Source organism: Blastopirellula marina DSM 3645 (assembly GCF_000153105.1).
Classification (GTDB): domain Bacteria; phylum Planctomycetota; class Planctomycetia; order Pirellulales; family Pirellulaceae; genus Blastopirellula; species Blastopirellula marina.
This window is the reverse complement of the sequence record NZ_CH672376.1, coordinates 2,338,661-2,356,464: the sequence shown is the minus strand read 5'-3', so window position 1 is coordinate 2,356,464 and position 17,804 is coordinate 2,338,661. Positions and strand designations below refer to the sequence as shown.

16 protein-coding genes are annotated in these 17,804 nt (G+C 56.6%); 9 read left to right on the top strand and 7 right to left on the bottom strand.

Annotation, left to right across the window (positions count from 1 at the left end; all coding sequences use genetic code 11):
- Positions 1–228: 228 nt before the first annotated feature.
- The 4 genes from DSM3645_RS11505 to DSM3645_RS11490 form a co-directional block, all read right to left on the bottom strand.
- Positions 229–558, bottom strand: coding sequence for a DUF7919 family protein (locus DSM3645_RS11505; RefSeq protein WP_040351787.1), 330 nt, complete (start codon positions 556–558; stop codon positions 229–231).
- Between the two features lie 83 nt (positions 559–641).
- A complete protein-coding gene (locus DSM3645_RS11500) occupies positions 642–1,715 on the bottom strand; it encodes a leucine-rich repeat domain-containing protein (RefSeq protein ID WP_050769352.1) in 1,074 nt (357 codons plus the stop codon).
- 466 nt (positions 1,716–2,181) lie between these two features.
- Entirely contained in the window at positions 2,182–3,054 is an 873-nt protein-coding gene (locus DSM3645_RS11495; RefSeq protein ID WP_002652335.1) for an HDOD domain-containing protein, read from the bottom strand.
- 195 nt (positions 3,055–3,249) lie between these two features.
- Positions 3,250–4,476, bottom strand: coding sequence for a BaiN/RdsA family NAD(P)/FAD-dependent oxidoreductase (locus DSM3645_RS11490; protein ID WP_002652334.1), 1,227 nt, complete (start codon positions 4,474–4,476; stop codon positions 3,250–3,252).
- 152 nt (positions 4,477–4,628) lie between these two features.
- Here DSM3645_RS11490 and DSM3645_RS11485 point away from each other — a divergent pair, with 152 nt between their 5' ends.
- The 4 genes from DSM3645_RS11485 (at position 4,629) to DSM3645_RS11470 (ending at position 10,514) form a co-directional block, all read left to right on the top strand.
- A complete protein-coding gene (locus DSM3645_RS11485; protein ID WP_002652333.1) occupies positions 4,629–5,402 on the top strand; it encodes an FHA domain-containing protein in 774 nt (257 codons plus the stop codon).
- A 122-nt stretch (positions 5,403–5,524) separates the two neighbouring features.
- Positions 5,525–8,413 carry a serine/threonine-protein kinase gene (locus DSM3645_RS28125; protein WP_081444798.1) on the top strand — a complete coding sequence of 963 codons (2,889 nt, stop codon included), beginning with the start codon at positions 5,525–5,527 and terminating at the stop codon, positions 8,411–8,413.
- 184 nt (positions 8,414–8,597) lie between these two features.
- Complete coding sequence (locus tag DSM3645_RS11475) at positions 8,598–8,864, top strand: hypothetical protein (RefSeq protein WP_202594932.1); 267 nt, start codon at positions 8,598–8,600, stop codon at positions 8,862–8,864.
- A gap of 120 nt (positions 8,865–8,984) precedes the next feature.
- On the top strand, positions 8,985–10,514 hold the full coding sequence (locus tag DSM3645_RS11470; RefSeq protein ID WP_002652330.1) for a ComEC/Rec2 family competence protein: 1,530 nt from the start codon (positions 8,985–8,987) through the stop codon (positions 10,512–10,514).
- Positions 10,515–10,784: 270 nt separating this feature from the next.
- Here DSM3645_RS11470 and DSM3645_RS11465 read toward each other — a convergent pair whose 3' ends face one another.
- Positions 10,785–11,192, bottom strand: a complete 408-nt coding sequence (locus DSM3645_RS11465) for a rhodanese-like domain-containing protein (RefSeq protein ID WP_002652328.1) — start codon at positions 11,190–11,192, stop codon at positions 10,785–10,787.
- Positions 11,193–11,298: 106 nt separating this feature from the next.
- Between DSM3645_RS11465 and DSM3645_RS31635 the strand changes: the two genes are divergently transcribed.
- Both DSM3645_RS31635 and DSM3645_RS11460 read left to right on the top strand, forming a co-directional pair.
- Complete coding sequence (locus tag DSM3645_RS31635; protein WP_002652327.1) at positions 11,299–11,433, top strand: hypothetical protein; 135 nt, start codon at positions 11,299–11,301, stop codon at positions 11,431–11,433.
- A 3-nt stretch (positions 11,434–11,436) separates the two neighbouring features.
- Positions 11,437–11,685, top strand: a complete 249-nt coding sequence (locus DSM3645_RS11460; protein WP_002652326.1) for a hypothetical protein — start codon at positions 11,437–11,439, stop codon at positions 11,683–11,685.
- Positions 11,686–11,815: 130 nt separating this feature from the next.
- Here DSM3645_RS11460 and DSM3645_RS11455 read toward each other — a convergent pair whose 3' ends face one another.
- A complete protein-coding gene (locus tag DSM3645_RS11455; protein ID WP_002652325.1) occupies positions 11,816–12,217 on the bottom strand; it encodes a hypothetical protein in 402 nt (133 codons plus the stop codon).
- Between the two features lie 322 nt (positions 12,218–12,539).
- Complete coding sequence (locus DSM3645_RS11450) at positions 12,540–13,442, bottom strand: DUF1559 domain-containing protein (protein WP_040351786.1); 903 nt, start codon at positions 13,440–13,442, stop codon at positions 12,540–12,542.
- 307 nt (positions 13,443–13,749) lie between these two features.
- Here DSM3645_RS11450 and DSM3645_RS11445 point away from each other — a divergent pair, with 307 nt between their 5' ends.
- From DSM3645_RS11445 to thiC, 3 genes are all read left to right on the top strand, one after another.
- On the top strand, positions 13,750–14,067 hold the full coding sequence (locus DSM3645_RS11445; protein ID WP_040351785.1) for a hypothetical protein: 318 nt from the start codon (positions 13,750–13,752) through the stop codon (positions 14,065–14,067).
- Positions 14,068–14,849: 782 nt separating this feature from the next.
- Entirely contained in the window at positions 14,850–16,196 is a 1,347-nt protein-coding gene (locus DSM3645_RS11435) for a c-type cytochrome (protein WP_002652321.1), read from the top strand.
- Between the two features lie 169 nt (positions 16,197–16,365).
- A complete protein-coding gene (thiC, locus tag DSM3645_RS11430; RefSeq protein ID WP_002652320.1) occupies positions 16,366–17,703 on the top strand; it encodes a phosphomethylpyrimidine synthase ThiC in 1,338 nt (445 codons plus the stop codon).
- Positions 17,704–17,804 lie beyond the last annotated feature (101 nt).

The following is a 17,804-nucleotide window of genomic DNA, read 5'->3' as shown; positions in this document are numbered from 1 at the left end:
AAAAGTGTTTTGTCTCTGCCAAACAACTTCTCTGGCATCACGAAACTATAGCACGCAAATTTCGCAAGTCGTTCCCCAGAAACGGCTACGTCAATTTTGCGGGGAACCTGCACTTCCGAGGGTCGCAGCGACAATCCCGGCGGGATGCTTCGCGCCCATCCAGTACAGAAACAGGCCGATTGTAACGATGGCGACGATCCTGACGAGCGGTCGGCCGTTACTCGTTTCTCAGGCGTTCGATTTGCCCAGTCCGTCAGCCGATGTGCCGATCGAATTCAATGCAGCTTCGATAAGAACGTCAGACGGTTGATATTCGTGAATTTCGACATACTGAGAAACCATCGTTGGTGCTGCAAACACCTGGCCGGCCTGATCCTTGACTCGGATCTGACCATTACCGACGTACGGCGACCTTAGACCGCACAATTCGCAGCCATGAAAACCGCGGTGCTTGAGAATCGGCATTTCGCATAGCTGTCGCAATGCATCGCGAAACTCCGAGGAAATTGGCCCCGCTGGGAATGGTTTTCCTTCACCGAGCCAGCCGATATTGAGCACGTCAGGCTCGATCCCGTGGTGGAAGAGGTTAAGTCGGTGAAGTGCGTCATTGTTACGCTCCCCGATTTGGGAATGATCGTCGCTTACTCTTCCACTTGGTAGATATGTTGCAGCGTGATATTGGGCGCTATCGCCGCAAACGCGGCCGCACCGTCGTCCGTCACTTTCGTCCGGGTGACAATTAACGTCTCTAGCGATTTTGATTTCGCCAGTTCCAAGATGCCGGCGTCGGTGACCGAAGTTGATCCCAGATGCAGCCATTTCAAGTTTGGCATGGCGGCCAGCAGCGCCAAATTAGCGTCGGTCAGATCATTCGCATCCAGATTCAACCGCTCTAGCGTCGTCAGTTTCGCCAAATCAGGAAGGGACGCGTCGGTGACCTTGGTTTTCCACAGATTCAGATCGGTTAACTTCGGCAACTTGGCGATCTCGGCGGCGCCGGCGTCATCGACTTTCGTCTCACTGACGTCAAGATCCTCCAGCGAACCGATCTTCGCCAATTCCGCCATGCCGCTGCCGGTTACATCGGAACCGCGGAGACGCAATTTCGCTAAAGCCGGAAACTTGGTCAAAACCGCAAGTTCTTCATCGACCGTCGGCGTGTTGAATAGATACAGCTCTTTCAGATCGTGAGCATTCTGCAAATGCTCGAGCCCGCCGGCAGACGCGTCGGTATCATCCAAACCTAGCACCTTCAGCTTGGTCAGCGGCGCGAGCTGCGCCAAATCGGCGTCCCGAATCGGTTGCCCACGAAAAAGGAGCCGTTCCAGCTCGGTCAATTGGCCAAGCGATTGCAGCGCTTCGCCGGTGATCGAGACCCCCCGCATATCCAACGACTGGAGTTTCGTCAGCGGAGCCAATTCGCTCGCCGATTCATCGGTCATCCCGACATCCTGCAACGACAACTTGCGGAGCGTGACCGCTTCTCCCAAACCGCGAAAGTCGACGTCGGTCGCAACCACGCGACTCAGATCCATCCCAATCGGCGCTTTGCTACTGGAACGCGAGATCTTCGCTCCCAACCTTCCCAATCGTTCCACGGCAGGCGGATCGAGCGGAAAGGTTTCCTTCTTCGCATCCGGAATATCTTGCGGCATACAGCCGATCGCCGAGATCAGCAGAACGCTCCAAAGCGACAAACGGCAGGGACGAGGCATCAATCTATGTCCAGAGGAAGGAAAGGGAAAAACTTACATTCTAACAAACGCAGAAGATCTACTGAAACGCGCCTTGATCGAAATGTGAGAAAAACATCATCACAATCTGAAAACCTACTATTGCAGTCGCCAATTCAATCGATTCCATACGACTGTTTCCTCAGCTCGTAACGGCGAGAAGCTGCCTGCCGGGCAAGCATTTTGCGTAACTCAAGGGCCCAGAGAGGGAGCCTAACGGCTTATAGTAAGACTTCTCCCGGCATCAAGATGAGTCAATATGTTGACAAAACTTGGCCAGGAAGTTGTGAGGCAGAAAGGGAGAATCGCGTCCAAAGCGACAACTCACATCGGTATCGCAATAGACTTCGTGACCAGCGGTCCGAAAACTAAGCCGCCGCGTCATTGCCGATTTCCGTCAGCGGCGAGGCCGTTTTCGTTGCTTGGGTGAAGACTCACGCAGGAATTATTACGGAACGAGCCAATCCTGATACTTCACCAGTTCCACCTTGACCTCTTCGGCGAAGCGTGACAAATCGCCGATCGTCATGTCAAAGCAGTTGAGCGCGGCCATCGAGATCCGGTTGTACTTGGCGCCCAGCGAAGTGATGCCGACTTCGTTCATCGCCATGTTGCCCATTTCGACCGCTTTGATCATCTGCGAGTGTTGGCCCCGATAGACGCCGGCCATGTGATGGTAACGGATCGTATCGACCACCAGTTCCGGAAACTTCCAGTGTCGTGCGATTCTCTCGCCGAACTGAGTATGATCAAAACCGAAGTACTGCTGCTCCCAGCGTACTTGCACTTGCTGCGACGACATTGCGCCGAGCATCATTACAAATCGCGTATTCAGAAATTGATCGAGAATTACGATCCCCAGATCGTGCAGCAGACCGGCGATGAACGCATCTTCGGGATCGCCGATGTGATGTTTTTTGGCGAACATCCGAGCCGCAATCCCGACGGCGACCATATGCTCCCAAAGTCCCGATCGGCTGTAGGCGCCGACCTTGTCTCCCCCCAAAAACAGCTCGCTGACGCTCGCCGTGATCGCCAAGTTGCGTACCTGCTTCATCCCCAGGTACGCGATCGCTTGCTGCAGATTGGTAACTTGGTTGCGGAGGCCGAATGCGGAGGAATTGACGAGCTTCAAAATGCGCGAGGACAACGCGACGTCACATTCGATGATGGCCGTCAGCTCCGAGGCGCTCGATTCTTCGGCGCTGGCAACCTCCATCGCCTGGATGGCAATTTGCGGAAGTGACGAGACCTCATCGATCCGTTGGATCAAAATGTCCAGCGCTTCTTCATTCAATACTTTGAGCGTCGCCACCGACATGTTGGCTCACTCTCCTTTACCCCGATAAGTCACGATCCTCTCTTGCGCGCAGGCAATTCGCCGTAAACGCGCAAGCGACATAGTTCAAAGATATGTCGTATTTCGGACTTCGCGCCAGCTTTCCCGCGGCATCTGCTGCTAGCTTCTGGCGATTGTATCGGTCGTAGCGGCTACTCGGCGCTCTCTTCTGATTTCCTAGGCCGAAACCCCCGCGATATACCCGCTTGACCAGGCCCACTGGAAGTTGAAGCCGCCGATCCGTCCATCGACATCGCAGATTTCGCCGCACAAAAATAGGCCTGGGCAAAGACGCGACTCCATCGTCTTCAATTGGATCTGATCCAACGGCACGCCGCCGGCCGTCGCTTCGGACACGGCGAAGCCCCGGTTTCCGACGATCGGCGTTTCCATCGCCGTCGTCAGCCGGACAAGTCGTTGGCGCGCCGCGCGATCCAACTGATCGCCTGTTCGTTCAAAGTCGATTTCCGCCAGCTCTAGTAACAGATCAGCCAGGCGCCCAGGCAGCTTTTCTCGTAAGAATTTTCTCACCACCGCCGCGCCCAGCGATTGCAATTGGGCGTCCAGTTCTTCGCTTTTCTCTTCCGGAATCCAGTTGGCTCGCAACTGCGCGGCGGCGTCATCTTCCAGCGCGTTCAGATAATGCCGACTGATGTCCAACACCACCGGGCCTGAGAGCCCGCGATGCGTAAACAACAGATCGCCGGATGCGGCGGTCAAACGCTTGCCGGTGCCGCTATGGACCGAAAGTTCCGCCGGCAGACTAACGCCGGACAGCTCTTTCGGGCGCCAATCGTCGGCGGCGACCAAAGGCACCAGCGCCGGAAAGATGCGGGGAGTCAGCGTATGCCCGAGGCGCTTGGCCAGTTCCCAGCCAAATCCGTCCGAGCCCGTCTTCGGCACGCTTTTGCCGCCAGTCGCAAGAATCACATGCGGCGAGACAATCTCTCCCCATTCGCCGCTGACGGCCAGCGCCTCATCTTCTAGCCGCGCAAGTCGCGTGACGCGGCGCTTGGTTAGGATCGATACGCCGAGCCGCCGAGCTTCGTTGATCAGCGCATCCAAGACCGTTTGCGCACGATCCGTGGTCGGGAACAGCTTGCCGGTCTCTTCTCGTTTGAGTCGCACGCCGAGTTCGGCGAACAACGCAACCGTCGCGTCGGCCGGAAATCGAGCCAGCACCTTTTTGATCGCATTGCGACTGCCGCCGCAAAAGTCGTCGGCCGCTACCTGGTAATGCGTCACATTGCAGCGACCGCCGCCGGCGATCAAGATTTTCGCTCCCAATCGGGCCGCGCCATCCAGCACCACGATTCGGCGATCCGCATTGGTGCGCGCCGCCCAGATCGCCGCCATTAGTCCGGCGGCGCCGCCGCCGATGATTGTCAGTTCCGCTTTATCCACAGGTCTCTATCACACGATTGCAAAACATGAAGTTTACATGAACCGAGCATCAACAAATCATCCCAAAGCGGAATTCGTCACTAAAATGGCGCCTCGGGTCGGTGCAACTCCCGCGTCGACCTTTATCCGAATTCCCTCTTCCAGACGCAGCCATGGACTCGAAACCACCCGGACAATCCACGCTGTTTGGTATCGGCGACGAAGACGATCTTCTCGGCCAGCAGCGTAGCGTCGAAGTTTCGCACTATCGCCCGACGCTGCGGCCGCCGATGGCCAAGTTGATTGTTTACGATGATGGGGCTGAAACCGGCGATATTTTCCGCATTCGCAAGTCCTCGTTCATCATCGGACGAACCGAAGGGGACCTTATCATCCCGCACGATAGCCAAATTTCTAGCCGGCATCTAGAAATTCAAAGACGCGAACGCCCCGGCGGTTTTGACTGGGTGCTGCGTGATCTAGGCTCGACCAACGGCACTTTTGTCCGTGCGACGCAGATCATTGTCAAACCGAATCAGGTGATGATGATCGGCGGCAAACGATTCGGGCAAATCCCGCCGCGAGCAGGCGGCAACATCGGCGCAACGCTAGAAGGGGAAAAAGAACTGCTCGACGTGGCCCAGGAAGGGCTGGATGAGCTCGTTCCGTGTCTACAGGAAATCAACTACGACGGCGCCGGAAAACGTCATAAGCTGACGAAAAAAGAACATTGGATCGGCAGCGATCCGGTGCAATGCTCGATTTTGGTCAATGATCCGACCGTCAGCCCGCAGCATGCCCGCATTTATCAAGACAAACAGGGGCGCTGGATCATTGACGACGCCAAATCGTTGAACGGCATTTGGCTGCGGATTAAAGAGCTGAATATCGGCCGCGGCGGCTATTTTCACTGCGGCGAACAACGGTTTTCGCTGACCGTCGCCTAGCGATAGCGATTGCGTTCGCTTCACCATTTCTTCACGCAAGTCGATTATTCTAGGCGACGCAGTTGTCTCTATTTCTTACGGCGCTGCGGTCCCTTTATCGCGTTGACTTTCGTGAATGACTTATGTGGTTGAAATGTCCCTATTGCCGATCGTCGATGGAAGTGACGAATATCGCGCCGGGACACTATCGCCCACGCTGCCGTAACTGCAAAGAACTCTTCTATATCGGCGTCCCCTCCGCCGACGCGGTCGAGGATATCGTCGTCAAAACGTTGCAAGAGATCCGCCAAGAGATGCGGGCCTCGCTTGGCATCCCCAGCAAAAGCCGTCAATCAAGTCACGCGACGGCGGTTGACGCCTCGGCGACGTTGCCGGTAGCAACCCGTTTGGAAGAAGACAAGGAAAACCTGCCCACCCTCGCGACCCATGGCCATGCGTCGTCCAGCAACGGCGAAGCGCTGCAAACGTTCACCAGCGATGAATACTCGCTTCCCGGCGTCGACGATCCGCAGGACGATGCAGACGAGGAAGACGAGCCGCTACTGAGTCGCCCTAGTTTCGACCAGGTGGATGCGGCGGAAAACTCAGTTCCAACGCCGGCAGAGCCGCAGACTTTTTCTGAGACGGCGCCCCAACGTCCGACGGCGCATGACGGAGCGATGGCCACGTTGGCGACCGCCGCCGTGTTGCCCGAAGAGGAAGATGCCCCTCCATCGGCGCCCGCTGACGAAACGATGCCCGAGTCGCTAGACGGCTATCGGCTGATCCGCATTCTTGGCAAAGGGGCGATGGGCGCCGTCTATCTGGCGCGACAAAGGTCGCTTGATCGCGAGGTCGCCGTCAAAACCATTCAGGCCAAGTGGGCCGCCAATCCGGTTTTCATCTCACGCTTCACGCGCGAAGCGTACGCCGCCGCACAGCTCACCCATCACAACATCGTCCAGATCTATGACATGGGCGAAGACGAAGGAGTCCACTTTTTCAGCATGGAGCTGGTCAACGGCCAATCGCTGGGCGCTCTGCTCAAAGAGACCGGCAAACTCGATCGCGACGTCGCCGTCGGATATATCCTGCAAGCGGCCCGCGGACTGCATTTCGCCCATCAACGCGGCATCATTCATCGCGACGTGAAGCCAGACAACTTGATGGTCAACACCCAAGGCGTGGTGAAAGTCGCGGACCTTGGCCTGGTCAAACTTCCTGACGTCGACGAGCAATCCTCTTCAGGCGTCGACCAAGAACTTTTAAAACGCCGCAGCGCCAGCTCGACCATCGTCAACATGTCGATGGGAACGCCGGCCTACATGCCGCCCGAGCAAGCTCGCGACGCATCCAGCGTCGACCATCGGGCCGACATTTATTCTCTGGGCTGCACCTTCTATGCGCTGCTGACCGGTCGACCGCCGTTTGAAGGCGCCACCGCGATGGAGGTGATCTCCAAACACCTCGAACAGCCGATCGTTCGCCCGGACGCGGTGGCCAAGCATGTGCCCAAACAGTTGGCCGACGTCACGATGCGGATGGTCGCCAAAGATCCCGATCAACGCGCTGCAAGCCTGACCGAAGTGATCCAGAAGCTGGAAGAGTATCTCGGCATGGGGCCGACCGGGACCTTCTCGCCCGGCAAACAGCATGTCGACATGCTCGAAGCAGGGGTCGCCCAGTTCAACTCGGCGACCGCTGGCCCATTGCGTAAATCTTGCTTTTTGGCGGCGGCCGGAATCGTGGTCGCCGTGATGATCGGCAGCGTCATTTTCGGCATGGGCAGCGCGTTCATCGCGGCACTAGCGATGGCCGGCGCGACGCCGATCGCCTATCTCGTGATCTCCGGCGTTCTGGGTGGCGACTTCCTGTATCGCAAGCTGCGTGAGTTTCTCTTCTCGTCGTCGCTGATCGATTGGCTCAAGTATCTCGGCGGCGCGATGCTGACCTTGCTGCTGTTGGCCGCCACCGGCACGATCGTCGCCGCGATCGGCGGCGTGATCCTCGCGATCGCCGCCGCGGCCGCCTATTACTTCGCCGTCGACCGCACTTTGCACCACCAGCGGCGGACGGCGATGGAGAAACTTGAACAACTGCTCAAGTCGCTCCGTCTTCGCGGCCTCGACGAAACCGAAGTCCGCTCGTTCCTGGTCAAATATGCCGGCGCCGATTGGGAAGAAGTGTTTGAAGAACTCTTCGGCTATCAGGCGAAGATCCATGCGCGCGACTTTTTAAGGCGCAGCGGCGGATCCGAAAAGAATCGAACCTTCGCCGCGTGGCGCGACCCGCTCGTGCGTTATTGCGATCGTCGTATTTCAGCCGCCAAAGAAACGCGCGAGCGACGACTTTTGGTCAGCATCGAAGCGAAACGCTTGCAGGCCGATGGCGCGACCGCCGAAGAAGCCGAAGCCGCCGCCGCGCTCGCCGCCCAGGCGATCATCGACGACGCGATCCATCAGCGCGAAACGGCGTTCGATCCCGACCAAGCCGACTCGCTCGATCCCCGCCAAGCGGCCGCCCAGCGCCGCAGCCGCATGCAGCAGTTGTTAAGCGAAGCCCGCACCGCTCGGCCCAACTCACCGATCTCGGTGAAAAATCTGCTGGCGACGCCGTTGTCTTTCGCAACCGGAGCGCCGCTGCGAATCGTCGTCGGCGCCGCGCTGCTAACCGGCTGCGTGATGTGGCTGCATCAGAATCAGCTCCTCAGCGGCGATCTGGCCACCGCGGCGCTCGATACCGAGCGAACCTACCAACCGCTCGACGTGCCGCTGGTTACCGTCGCGATCGCCGAGTATGTCTCCACCTTCTCCGCCGGAGTCGCCGGCCTGATCCTGGTCGGCTCCGCCTTCTTCGGCGGCTGGCGACTCAGCTTGTTCACCTGGCCGGCCGCGCTGATGGTCCTCTACGGCGCCGGCCTCGGCATCCCTGACGTCAGCGAAAAGCTGCACGCAGGCTTCCTCGCCGGCGTCGTCGGCGTCACCCTCTTCGCCATCGGCATGATCCTTCTCGGCGATGATGTCGAAGATTAGTTCATGGGCGCCACGGCTGTGTGAGCCGTGGCGTCTCTTGCTTCAGGCCGCGGCGCCCGCGTACTTTGTTCGCGGCGATGATGGTGCATCAAGATTTCGTTTGACTGCGTTAGACCACTGCAAGAGACTGATGGATACGACCGGAAGCGGACGTTCACAATCGCACCAAAAGCGGAGTCGCCCCATGGCCAATGATCGGAGTTATGCTTCCATATCTACAGCCATTGCTGGGGTGATCGTTTCGGTCATCTATCTCTCGAACATCACGATGGGCATCTTTGAGATTCCCGACAATCTCCCCTTCGTCGGCAATCTGGACGAAGTCTTTTTCTCCGGCGTGCTGTTCGCTTCGTTGGCCCATCTGGGGATAAACTTGCCGGTTGGTCAGCGTCCTGTTTTTGTCGATGCAAAAGCAAAGGACGGCGATCCGCCCCAACCACCGAAAGACTAATTTCCATTGGTTCGACCACGATGGATTCCGAGCCTTGATAACTTCCCAGACAGCATCGAATCTTGATTGACGGTATAGAAGCTAGGACTATTTCATCTCCAGTATCTGAAAGGCGTTCGCATGGCGACCAAAGCGGTAATCAACGTCGATTTGGCAGATGTATTTGCGGCTCCGAATCGAAAAGGATTCCTCCATACGATGGCATGGGGCGATCATGTCGACGTCGAAGAGGTTTCGAGCGTCCATGTCAAAATCAAGACGGTAAAGTTTGAGACTCATTCAGACGGCAGCATCTTGCCCGTCAAAACGGAAGCATTTATCACTCCTACCAAGTCGTCCAAACTGAAACCGGCCGATCTGATTATTCCCAGCAAACAGAATCGTGTCTTGAAGGTAAATTTCGTCGATGTGCAGCAAGGAGATGGGGCTGTGATTGAATCGCCGGACGGCAAGATCATTCTCATTGATGGCGGCGACAATCAACTCTTCGCGCGATACTTGGCTGCACGGTTTCGCAGCAGCACGGCCGCCAAGGCGAAGAAGATTGACTGCATTCTAGTGACGCATGGGGACGCGGATCATTACAAGGGCCTCGTCGAAATCCACGAATCGGAAACGCACAAAGAACCCAAGAAGCGACTATTTATTGCCCCCGAACGCGTTTACCACAATGGCCTCGTTAAACGTCCAAGCACCAAGAACGGAAAGAAAACGCCTGACAAAGAGTTACTCGGCCCGACGAAGAAAGTCGGAGACGAAACGATACTGACGGGACTCGTAGACGATTTGCTTTCTGTGCCTGACACTGAAATGAATCAGCCGTTTAAGGCATGGAAGGATGCACTGACCAATTGGAATGGACGAAGTCCCATTGAGTTTCGTCATCTCTCTTTTGGCGACGATGACGCATTTGACTTTTTCAAGGCGCAGGATCTTGAAATACAAGTGTTGGGCCCTTTGTTAACCACCAAGGGATCGACAACCGGGCTGAAGTTTCTCGGAAAGCCTCCCAAAGGTCCGCGGATCGGGCACGAGTCGCTCAGTCTCGACGAGAGTGACTTCAATGGACTGGATGCAAGCCACACGATCAATGGTCATTCGATCGTATTTCGATTGCGATACGGCGGATTCAGCTATTTATTTACCGGCGATTTGAACGATGAGGCGAGTCGCATACTCGCCCAACGTCACCAGCAAGGTGAGATCAATCTGCGTTCCGAGGTATTCAAAGTGCCGCATCATGGATCCGCCGATTTTTCAGGTGCATTTTTTCAAATGGTGTCGCCAATCGTGAGCGTCGTTTCGAGTGGCGATGAATCGGCAAGGAAAGAGTACATCCATCCCCGTGCAACGTTGATGGGCAGTCTCGGCAAGTACTCACGGGTTGCCGAGCCCCTTGTCTTCGTTACCGAACTGGTTGCATTCTTTCAAGTCGAGGGTTGGTCCCAACTCACCGATCCGGCCAAGGCGACAAAGCGTGGCGACTTCTTTGGATTCAGCAGAGCGGCATTCGGAATCGTGAAGACACGAACAGATGGCGAAAGGTTTCTCGTTTACACCGATAGCGGGAAAGCCAACATGAAAGAAGCCTATGCCTACACGCTGGACGCCAATGGTATGCCTATTCCTTCCAGCGTAATTCGCGCCTAGTCACGCGATCCTTGCTTGTGAAACAATTCAAAGACTCAAAAGGGCGTCTAATTCCTCATTTTGTCCGCTGACAAACTGCCCCCGCTTCGACCGCCTTGGGAATGAGCTTGAATGCTTCCTTTGGTGGTCGATCGTCTGAGCGATTGGCCGAACATGCAGCTCTACAAGCAACGAGCGGTGGAGCCCGTACGCGAGTAACATTGATCGAGAATGGCGGACTTTATTTCGCTTGCTCCACTCACTTTACCCAATTATTTTGCACGTTGTCGGTTACTCCTTCGCTTTCGAAAAACCCCCTTTGACCAGTTCCTCATATCCCGGCTTCAGCGCTCGCACTTTGTAACCCTGCTTCTCCAGCAATTTCGCCGCGGTCGCCGCGCGTGATCCGAAAGCACAGTGCGTGTAGATAATCTTGTCTTTGGGCAAAGTTGGGATCGCTTTTCCTGCGGCTTGCTCGATGTCTTCCTGCAACTGACTTAATGGAAAGAGCCGCGCGCCTGCGATGTGCCCTCGGTCCCACTCCGCTTTTTCGCGCACGTCGATTAGCACTCCCTTTTCGGCGGCGATCGCTTTCTGGACATCGGCCAGGGATTCTTCCGGCTGATCGGCGGCAAACGTCGGACCGGCGATCGCCAATAGCGCCAGGATCGTAAAACAGGTCGTCGGTAAAGTTCGCATCGGGGTTCCTGTGGAAAGCGGGGACCGAAGTTGGCGGTTTTGATGTTTTCAGAATAACACAGACAAGAATCGGTTAACGTTAGAGATCCGACATCCGCCGAAACCGATGCGCCCGCCGGCGTCGCCGGCCCTTGTCGAGGCCGACCAGAGGCGAAAAGAAGACGATGCCGAGATCCAACAAGCGGTCGAGGAAGCAGGCTACTTCACCGTCTTCCATCCCAACGAAGCCGGCGGAGTCTAGATCGTGCTGGTCTCCGGCCGCACCAAGGGCCGCCTACACGGCAACAGCTTCCGCATCTCCCGCCGAGCTGGCCAATGGTATCTGATCACCTGGGCGCCAACCGTCTACCTTCTGCCGCTTGACGCCGCTTTGACAGAGATTTGCCTGGAATGCCTGAAAGCCGATCGGAATCCGATTTCGGAAGTACCAGCAGCCCTCGTAGATCGCTATCAATTACAGGAACTGCCCATTGAACAATACGATGAGCTGTAAGTACGCACGCCGCCCACAGACACTGGCGGAAAGAGGCCCGTGTCACGCAGATGAGGATGAAGTTTGCCACGGACGTCCCGCCTGCCGGGCGATTCAGAACGAGACTCCCCTGGCGCGGCGTTTTGAGAAGCTACTTCTTCACCTCGAAATCGATTCCTGTGGCTTCTTCGTTCGGTAATTCGACCGAAGTGGAATAGTTCGAGAACAACATCTGCCCCAGGGGAAGTTCCGAGTTGGGTTTTGCGTTGCCGTCGAAACCGTGGATTTGCACCTTGTAAGCTCCCCCTTGATGGACGCTTCGATTTTCGCGGGTCGTTTTGTAGGCGCCATCCACAATATCAAACATGACCCCGGGGCCAGAGTTGCCTTTCTGCGAATCGGGTCGCAAAAGCAGCGTCCCTCGCGGCACAGGCTTTCCCTGATAAGTGACATTGCCGGAAATCGGATAGCCGTCGGGTTGTTGCTGACAGCCGGTCATGGCCAAAGCAGCCAGGACGAGCAGGACGGGGGCGAGTGAAATCGTGCGAACCATTTTGGGGCTAATTCCCTTCCAAAGGGATGATCATGTTGAAAACAAATGTGAATAAGCAAACGGAGCCGCGTGCACCGATGCGGCTTAGCAGCGCAGAGGAGAACGCTTCACTCCCTCTCTGTTGACGGCTGAAAATGGGCCCGTTTCACGTGTTACTCGGGTGGTCTAGATTTTCAAATCGGGATCGGCGAAGTCGACAAGAGCCTGCGAAGTGCAGGTTTGAATCTGAAGGAAACGTTTCGATGACTTCAGACCCAAACTAACAGTATCTTGTGACCAGCGGCCAACTCCAAGCATGCCAAACGCGTGGGCAAAGTTATCGCTAGTTATTCAACGAGAAGACTTCTCCCCCATTCATGCTGGCGGTGGAAAGATAGGTGTCAAAGTCGACCGTTTCAGGCACAAAGCGAACCGAGGCGTCTCCCAGCGTAAAGAGACAACCTCCTGGATGATTGCTGCCGAAGCTCATGTCGTTAAAGATGCTGACTTGGTCCGAGTTGATCGGGAACGCCACATTCTTGCAGGGGATCATCCAGCCATCGCTGGTATCTCTGCCGCCCCGGGTCCACTCGCGGTATTTGGTTTGCTTGCCGTTACGGTCGGACCAAGACATTTCTCCTAGGAAGAGCGTATTGCTGGTCCCGTCGACCACATCACGAAGTCGACGGACTTCCCCGATAAACCACATGCCGGCTTTCGAGAATCCGCCAAAGCTCGGATTCTCGGAGGCTTGTTCCGGGTAGGTCGAACTGGCGGTTCCGGGGATATCCCCCGTCGGTCCCATCACCCCGTAATAGTGCGCCGTGTAAAAATCGGTATTGTCATCGGCACGTTCTTCGGTGCCGCTGGGGCAAAAATAGGCGTCGACCTTCACTTCCCGCAGCGCCGCATTCGGCGACGAACCGTACGATTTCGTCGTGTCGAATTGTTCGTACAGGTTTTGTTGTTCGATAAAAGGAAGAATCGGGACATGCCAGCTCACGAAGGAAGATCCAGAGCGGCAACCGTAAGGAAACGCGCCGAACGTATCGTGATAGTTGTGCAGCGCGAGTCCCAGTTGCTTCATTTGGTTGGTGCATGAACTTCGCCGGGCCGCTTCTCGTGCTTGTTGGACAGCTGGCAAAAGCAGAGCAATCAGCACTCCGATAATCGCGATCACGACAAGCAGTTCCACAAGCGTAAAACCGGAATTAGGCCGAATCGAGGAACGAGAAAGCATGGCCATGAGACCTTTCAGCAGAAGGGGGTTTAGGGTTGAAAAGCGTTTGCCTTCAAGGAGATGAGATAAGGATTAACTCGCAAGGAAAATAGGGATGGATCGGACAGATGATTCACCGATTCCAGGCCGGGGACTCTTTTCCCGAAATAACAGGGATGACGACAGATAGAACGGCTGCAGGTTCCTCGAAAGAATGGGCCGAGGACACTCTTCACTATTCAAGCAGCGATCCGAAAGTTGTACCAGGAAAAGGTAATAGATTCTAAAATTTTTCGCACAGGGAGGTAACTTGGCGTGAACGTCAAGAAAGTAGGTGGAAAATTTTCTCGGCAGGGTGGCCACGGCGAATTCCATCCTCATCGGTGTGACATTGGCCTTTTTCAGCCAGTCTCTTCTCTTTCCACCACAGCTGACCAAGGATGCTTGGCGATCGATCTTGGGGTGGTCCGCCGGGCCGAAGAAATTGGACGGATGGTTGCGCCAGCCGCCGTCGGAATCTCGCTCAAAATTGTCTCTGGACAAGGCGCACGGTTTTGGGGTCGATTGTGGGATGAAGATTTGGCAGCGGTCTGGGATCGATGGCGCGGCGGGGACTGCTGCGCGGATGGGTATTTTGGGGCCGATTGGATGACCGATACGCATGGTCTACCCTAGCGGGCAAATGTCGAATAACCCAGATCGCCGGGCTCAAAAAAAAACGCAGTCCGGTCCGGTCCAACCTTGTCCGATCCCATCAGGCCTCCGTTATTTGCAAGCGAGGCCGCATTCCCTCGGCTTGCGCACTCGCGCAACGGTTGGATGGGGTCGATCCGTTGGATAAAAGAAACGCGGCAGTCCGGTCCGGTCCAACCTTGTCCGGTCCCATCAGGTCTCCGTTATTTGCAATTGAGGCCATATTCCCTCGACTTGCGCACTCGGGCAATGGTTGGATGGGGTCGATCCGTTGGATAAAAAAAACGCGGCAGTCCGGTCCAACCTTGTCCGGTCCCAGCAGGTCTCCTTTATTTGCAAGCGAGGCCGCATTCCCTCGACTTGCGCACTCGGGCAATGGTTGGATGGGGTCGATCCGTTGGATAAAAAAAACGCGGCGGTCCGGTCCAACCTTGGGAGAGTGTCGAAATTAGAAAGGCTAGGGGAGAACTCTTTGGCGGGCGGCGGTTTCTTCATTCGGGGTTTGGTAATTCATTCGACATTCGGGTTTCTTCATTCGAAACAGCGGCCGGTTTTCCCTCGCTCGCGCGTCGGGCTACGAAGAGTGGGGGGGGGAATTAGGGCGCACAGTTTTGCGCTCGAAACGGGCGTTAGGGGACGCGCCTTCGCGGCGTTGTTTTTCCTTCTGGACTGCGGTCGGTTATAATTCCAGCTCTCTTGCGGTCGGAAGGATGGAGATCGTCTGCGCTTATGGTTACCGGTATGAAGTTTTGTCTGATTCCCCTGGGATTGTTTTTAATTCTGTGCAGCGGTTCGCTTGCTACGGCAGGGGATCCGGAGAAGGGCTACCGCGTTATTGTCGATAAGCCGCTGATCTCGCCTTATTGGGATCAGGAGACCTTCGACAATACTTGGCGCGTTTGGCCGAAAGAATTGAAGGAGTTGGCCGAGAAAGCTTCGCCCGATCAGCGACGCAAATTGGCTTACGAGCGGTACGGACTCACGCCGCGGCCTGACAATCCTGATAAGCCTCTGCAATATGTCGTCAGCGACGACGGCGACTGGACCCCCAACTGCTTTACCTGTCACGGCGGCGAAGTTGCAGGGCAGGTTATCCCGGGCGCTCCGAATCATCGCTACGCGATGCAGACGCTGGCCGATGATATTCGGATCGCCAAGATGCTGCTGGGCAAACAGCTGCTCACGTCAGATTATGGCTCAGCGTTGGTTCCGCTGGGGGGAACCAACGGGACGACCAACGCCGTAATGTTTGGCGTCATCTTGATGAGCTTTCGCGACGCCGATCTCAACGTCCACCGCGGCGCCGGTTTTCCGCCGACCAAGCATCACGATATGGATGCTCCCCCTTGGTGGAGCTTCTCGGCCAAGGATTACCTCTACTGCGACGCTTTCGCGCCGAAAAGCAGCAAGGGGCTGATGCAGTTTGCGCTGGCCCGCGAGAATGGTCCCGAGAAGTTTCGCCGTTGGCAGGCTGATTTCGACCATGTTTACGCTTATCTGCAATCGCTGGAAGCGCCCAAGTATCCCTACGAAATCGATCGCCCATTAGCAGAGCAGGGGCGCATCGCGTTTGAGAAGACCTGTGCCGAATGTCACGGGAAGTACGAAACCGGCGAGAAGTACCCGTCGGTTGTTATCGATATCGCCGAGATCGGCACCGATCCGGTCCGCTACGAAGCGCTCTCGCCGGCCGCTCGCAAAGTTTACGGCGATAGTTGGTTCAACGATTACAACCGCGGCGTCAAATCAGCGGATGACACTCCCGGCTACATCGCGCCCCATTTGGCTGGCGTTTGGGCGTCGCCGCCGTATCTGCACAACGGCTCGGTCCCCACGCTGTGGCACATGCTGAACCCGACCGAGCGGCCGACCGTTTGGCGGCGCACCAACGGAGACTATGACCAACAGCGCGGCGGTTTGACGGTCGAAGAGTTTTCGACGATGCCGGCCGGCGTGACGCGTCGTGACGAGAAGCGTACCTATTTTGACACGCGCAAGTTTGGCAAAAGCGCCGCGGGTCACGACTATCCCGATCAGTTATCGCCGGAAGAAAAGCGAGCGGTGCTCGAATACCTGAAAACTCTGTAAAATCGGCCGATTCTCCCCGTTCGTCGCTCTTACGCCAGATTGACACCTTCGGGCTTAGGCCGATACGATGGACTGTCAACCGAAGTCGTAACGCTGCATCCGGTTACGACTCAACGAGTTAGGCTTCACATTAGGGCGCTAGGCGCGCCGCAGCAAGGATTGGGTAACGATGACCACGCAATTGCTTCAGGCCCGTGCAGGCAATATCACCCCCGAAATGGAGTTCGTGGCGAAGCGCGAAAATATCAGCGCCGAGCTAGTTCGTGACGAGGTCGCCACCGGGCGTTTGGTGATCCCCGCGAACAAAGTCCACTTGGCTGGTCGGCTCGAGCCGATGGGCATCGGCCTGGCGACGACCTGCAAGATCAACGCGAACATCGGCAATTCGGCGGTCACCAGCGATAGCGAAAGCGAGCTGACGAAGCTGCACACCGCGGTCCACTTTGGCGCCGACACGGTGATGGATTTGTCGACCGGCAAAGATATCGACAGCATCCGCAAGAAGATCATCGACAGCAGCCCGGTCCCGATCGGCACCGTGCCGATCTATCAGATGTTGGAAGAGCTGGGCGGCACGATCGAAGATATGCGTCCGCAGCACTTCCTGGACATGGTCGAACATCAGGCCAAGCAGGGGGTCGATTACATGACCGTCCACTGCGGCATCAAGCTCGAGCATCTCCATCTTTCGACGCATCGCGTGACCGGCATCGTCAGCCGCGGCGGTTCGTTGATCGCCAAATGGATGATGGCTCACCGCAAGCAAAACCCATTGCTGACGCACTTTGACGATCTGTGCGCCATCATGCGAGAGTATGACGTTACCTGGAGTCTGGGAGACGGCATGCGTCCCGGTTCGATCGCCGACGCTTCCGACGAAGCGCAGTTCGCCGAGTTGGACGTGCTGGGCGAATGCACGATGCGAGGCCGCGAGCTCGGCACGCAGGTGATGGTCGAAGGCCCGGGTCACATTCCGCTCGACCAAATCCAAATGAACATGGAACGTCAGCAGGAAATCTGCGACGGCGCTCCGTTCTATGTGCTGGGTCCGTTGGTGACCGACATTGCTCCCGGCTATGACCACATCACCAGCGCCATCGGCGCCGCGATGGCCGGTTGGCACGGCGCTGCGATGCTGTGCTATGTGACGCCGAAAGAGCACTTGGGCTTGCCCGAGAACGAAGACGTCAAGCAAGGGGTGATCGCCTACAAGATCTCGGCCCACGCGGCCGACGTCGCTCGCAAGCGGCCCGGCGCCCAAGATCGTGACGACGCGCTGAGTCGTGCTCGGTTTGGCTTTGACTGGAACGAGCAGTTCCGTCTGTCGCTTGATCCGGAGACCGCCAAAGCGTATCACGATCAGACGCTGCCGCAGGACACCTTCAAGAGCGCTCACTTCTGCAGCATGTGCGGTCCGAAGTATTGCTCGATGAAGATCACCGAAGAAATTCGGGTGATGGCGGCCGAACAAGGGGGCCTGATCCAACTGGCCGAAACCCCCGAATAGTCTGGTCTCGCGACAGTTCCAATCACAAAAAAGCGTTCTTGCCGCAGCGGAACGCTTTTTCCTTGCGCATCTCGCCTATACCCACTTGGCCGGTTTCCCCA

Coding starts and splice junctions, on each gene's coding strand:
- DSM3645_RS11455 (WP_002652325.1), bottom strand. CDS start 12,217: ATGGTTCGCACGATTTCACTCGCCCCCGTCCTGCTCGTCCTGGCTGCT.
- thiC (WP_002652320.1), top strand. CDS start 16,366: ATGACCACGCAATTGCTTCAGGCCCGTGCAGGCAATATCACCCCCGAA.
- DSM3645_RS11435 (WP_002652321.1), top strand. CDS start 14,850: ATGAAGTTTTGTCTGATTCCCCTGGGATTGTTTTTAATTCTGTGCAGC.
- DSM3645_RS28125 (WP_081444798.1), top strand. CDS start 5,525: ATGTGGTTGAAATGTCCCTATTGCCGATCGTCGATGGAAGTGACGAAT.
- DSM3645_RS11485 (WP_002652333.1), top strand. CDS start 4,629: ATGGACTCGAAACCACCCGGACAATCCACGCTGTTTGGTATCGGCGAC.
- DSM3645_RS11465 (WP_002652328.1), bottom strand. CDS start 11,192: ATGCGAACTTTACCGACGACCTGTTTTACGATCCTGGCGCTATTGGCG.
- DSM3645_RS11500 (WP_050769352.1), bottom strand. CDS start 1,715: ATGCCTCGTCCCTGCCGTTTGTCGCTTTGGAGCGTTCTGCTGATCTCG.
- DSM3645_RS31635 (WP_002652327.1), top strand. CDS start 11,299: ATGCGCCCGCCGGCGTCGCCGGCCCTTGTCGAGGCCGACCAGAGGCGA.
- DSM3645_RS11495 (WP_002652335.1), bottom strand. CDS start 3,054: ATGTCGGTGGCGACGCTCAAAGTATTGAATGAAGAAGCGCTGGACATT.
- DSM3645_RS11450 (WP_040351786.1), bottom strand. CDS start 13,442: ATGGCCATGCTTTCTCGTTCCTCGATTCGGCCTAATTCCGGTTTTACG.
- DSM3645_RS11470 (WP_002652330.1), top strand. CDS start 8,985: ATGGCGACCAAAGCGGTAATCAACGTCGATTTGGCAGATGTATTTGCG.
- DSM3645_RS11475 (WP_202594932.1), top strand. CDS start 8,598: ATGGCCAATGATCGGAGTTATGCTTCCATATCTACAGCCATTGCTGGG.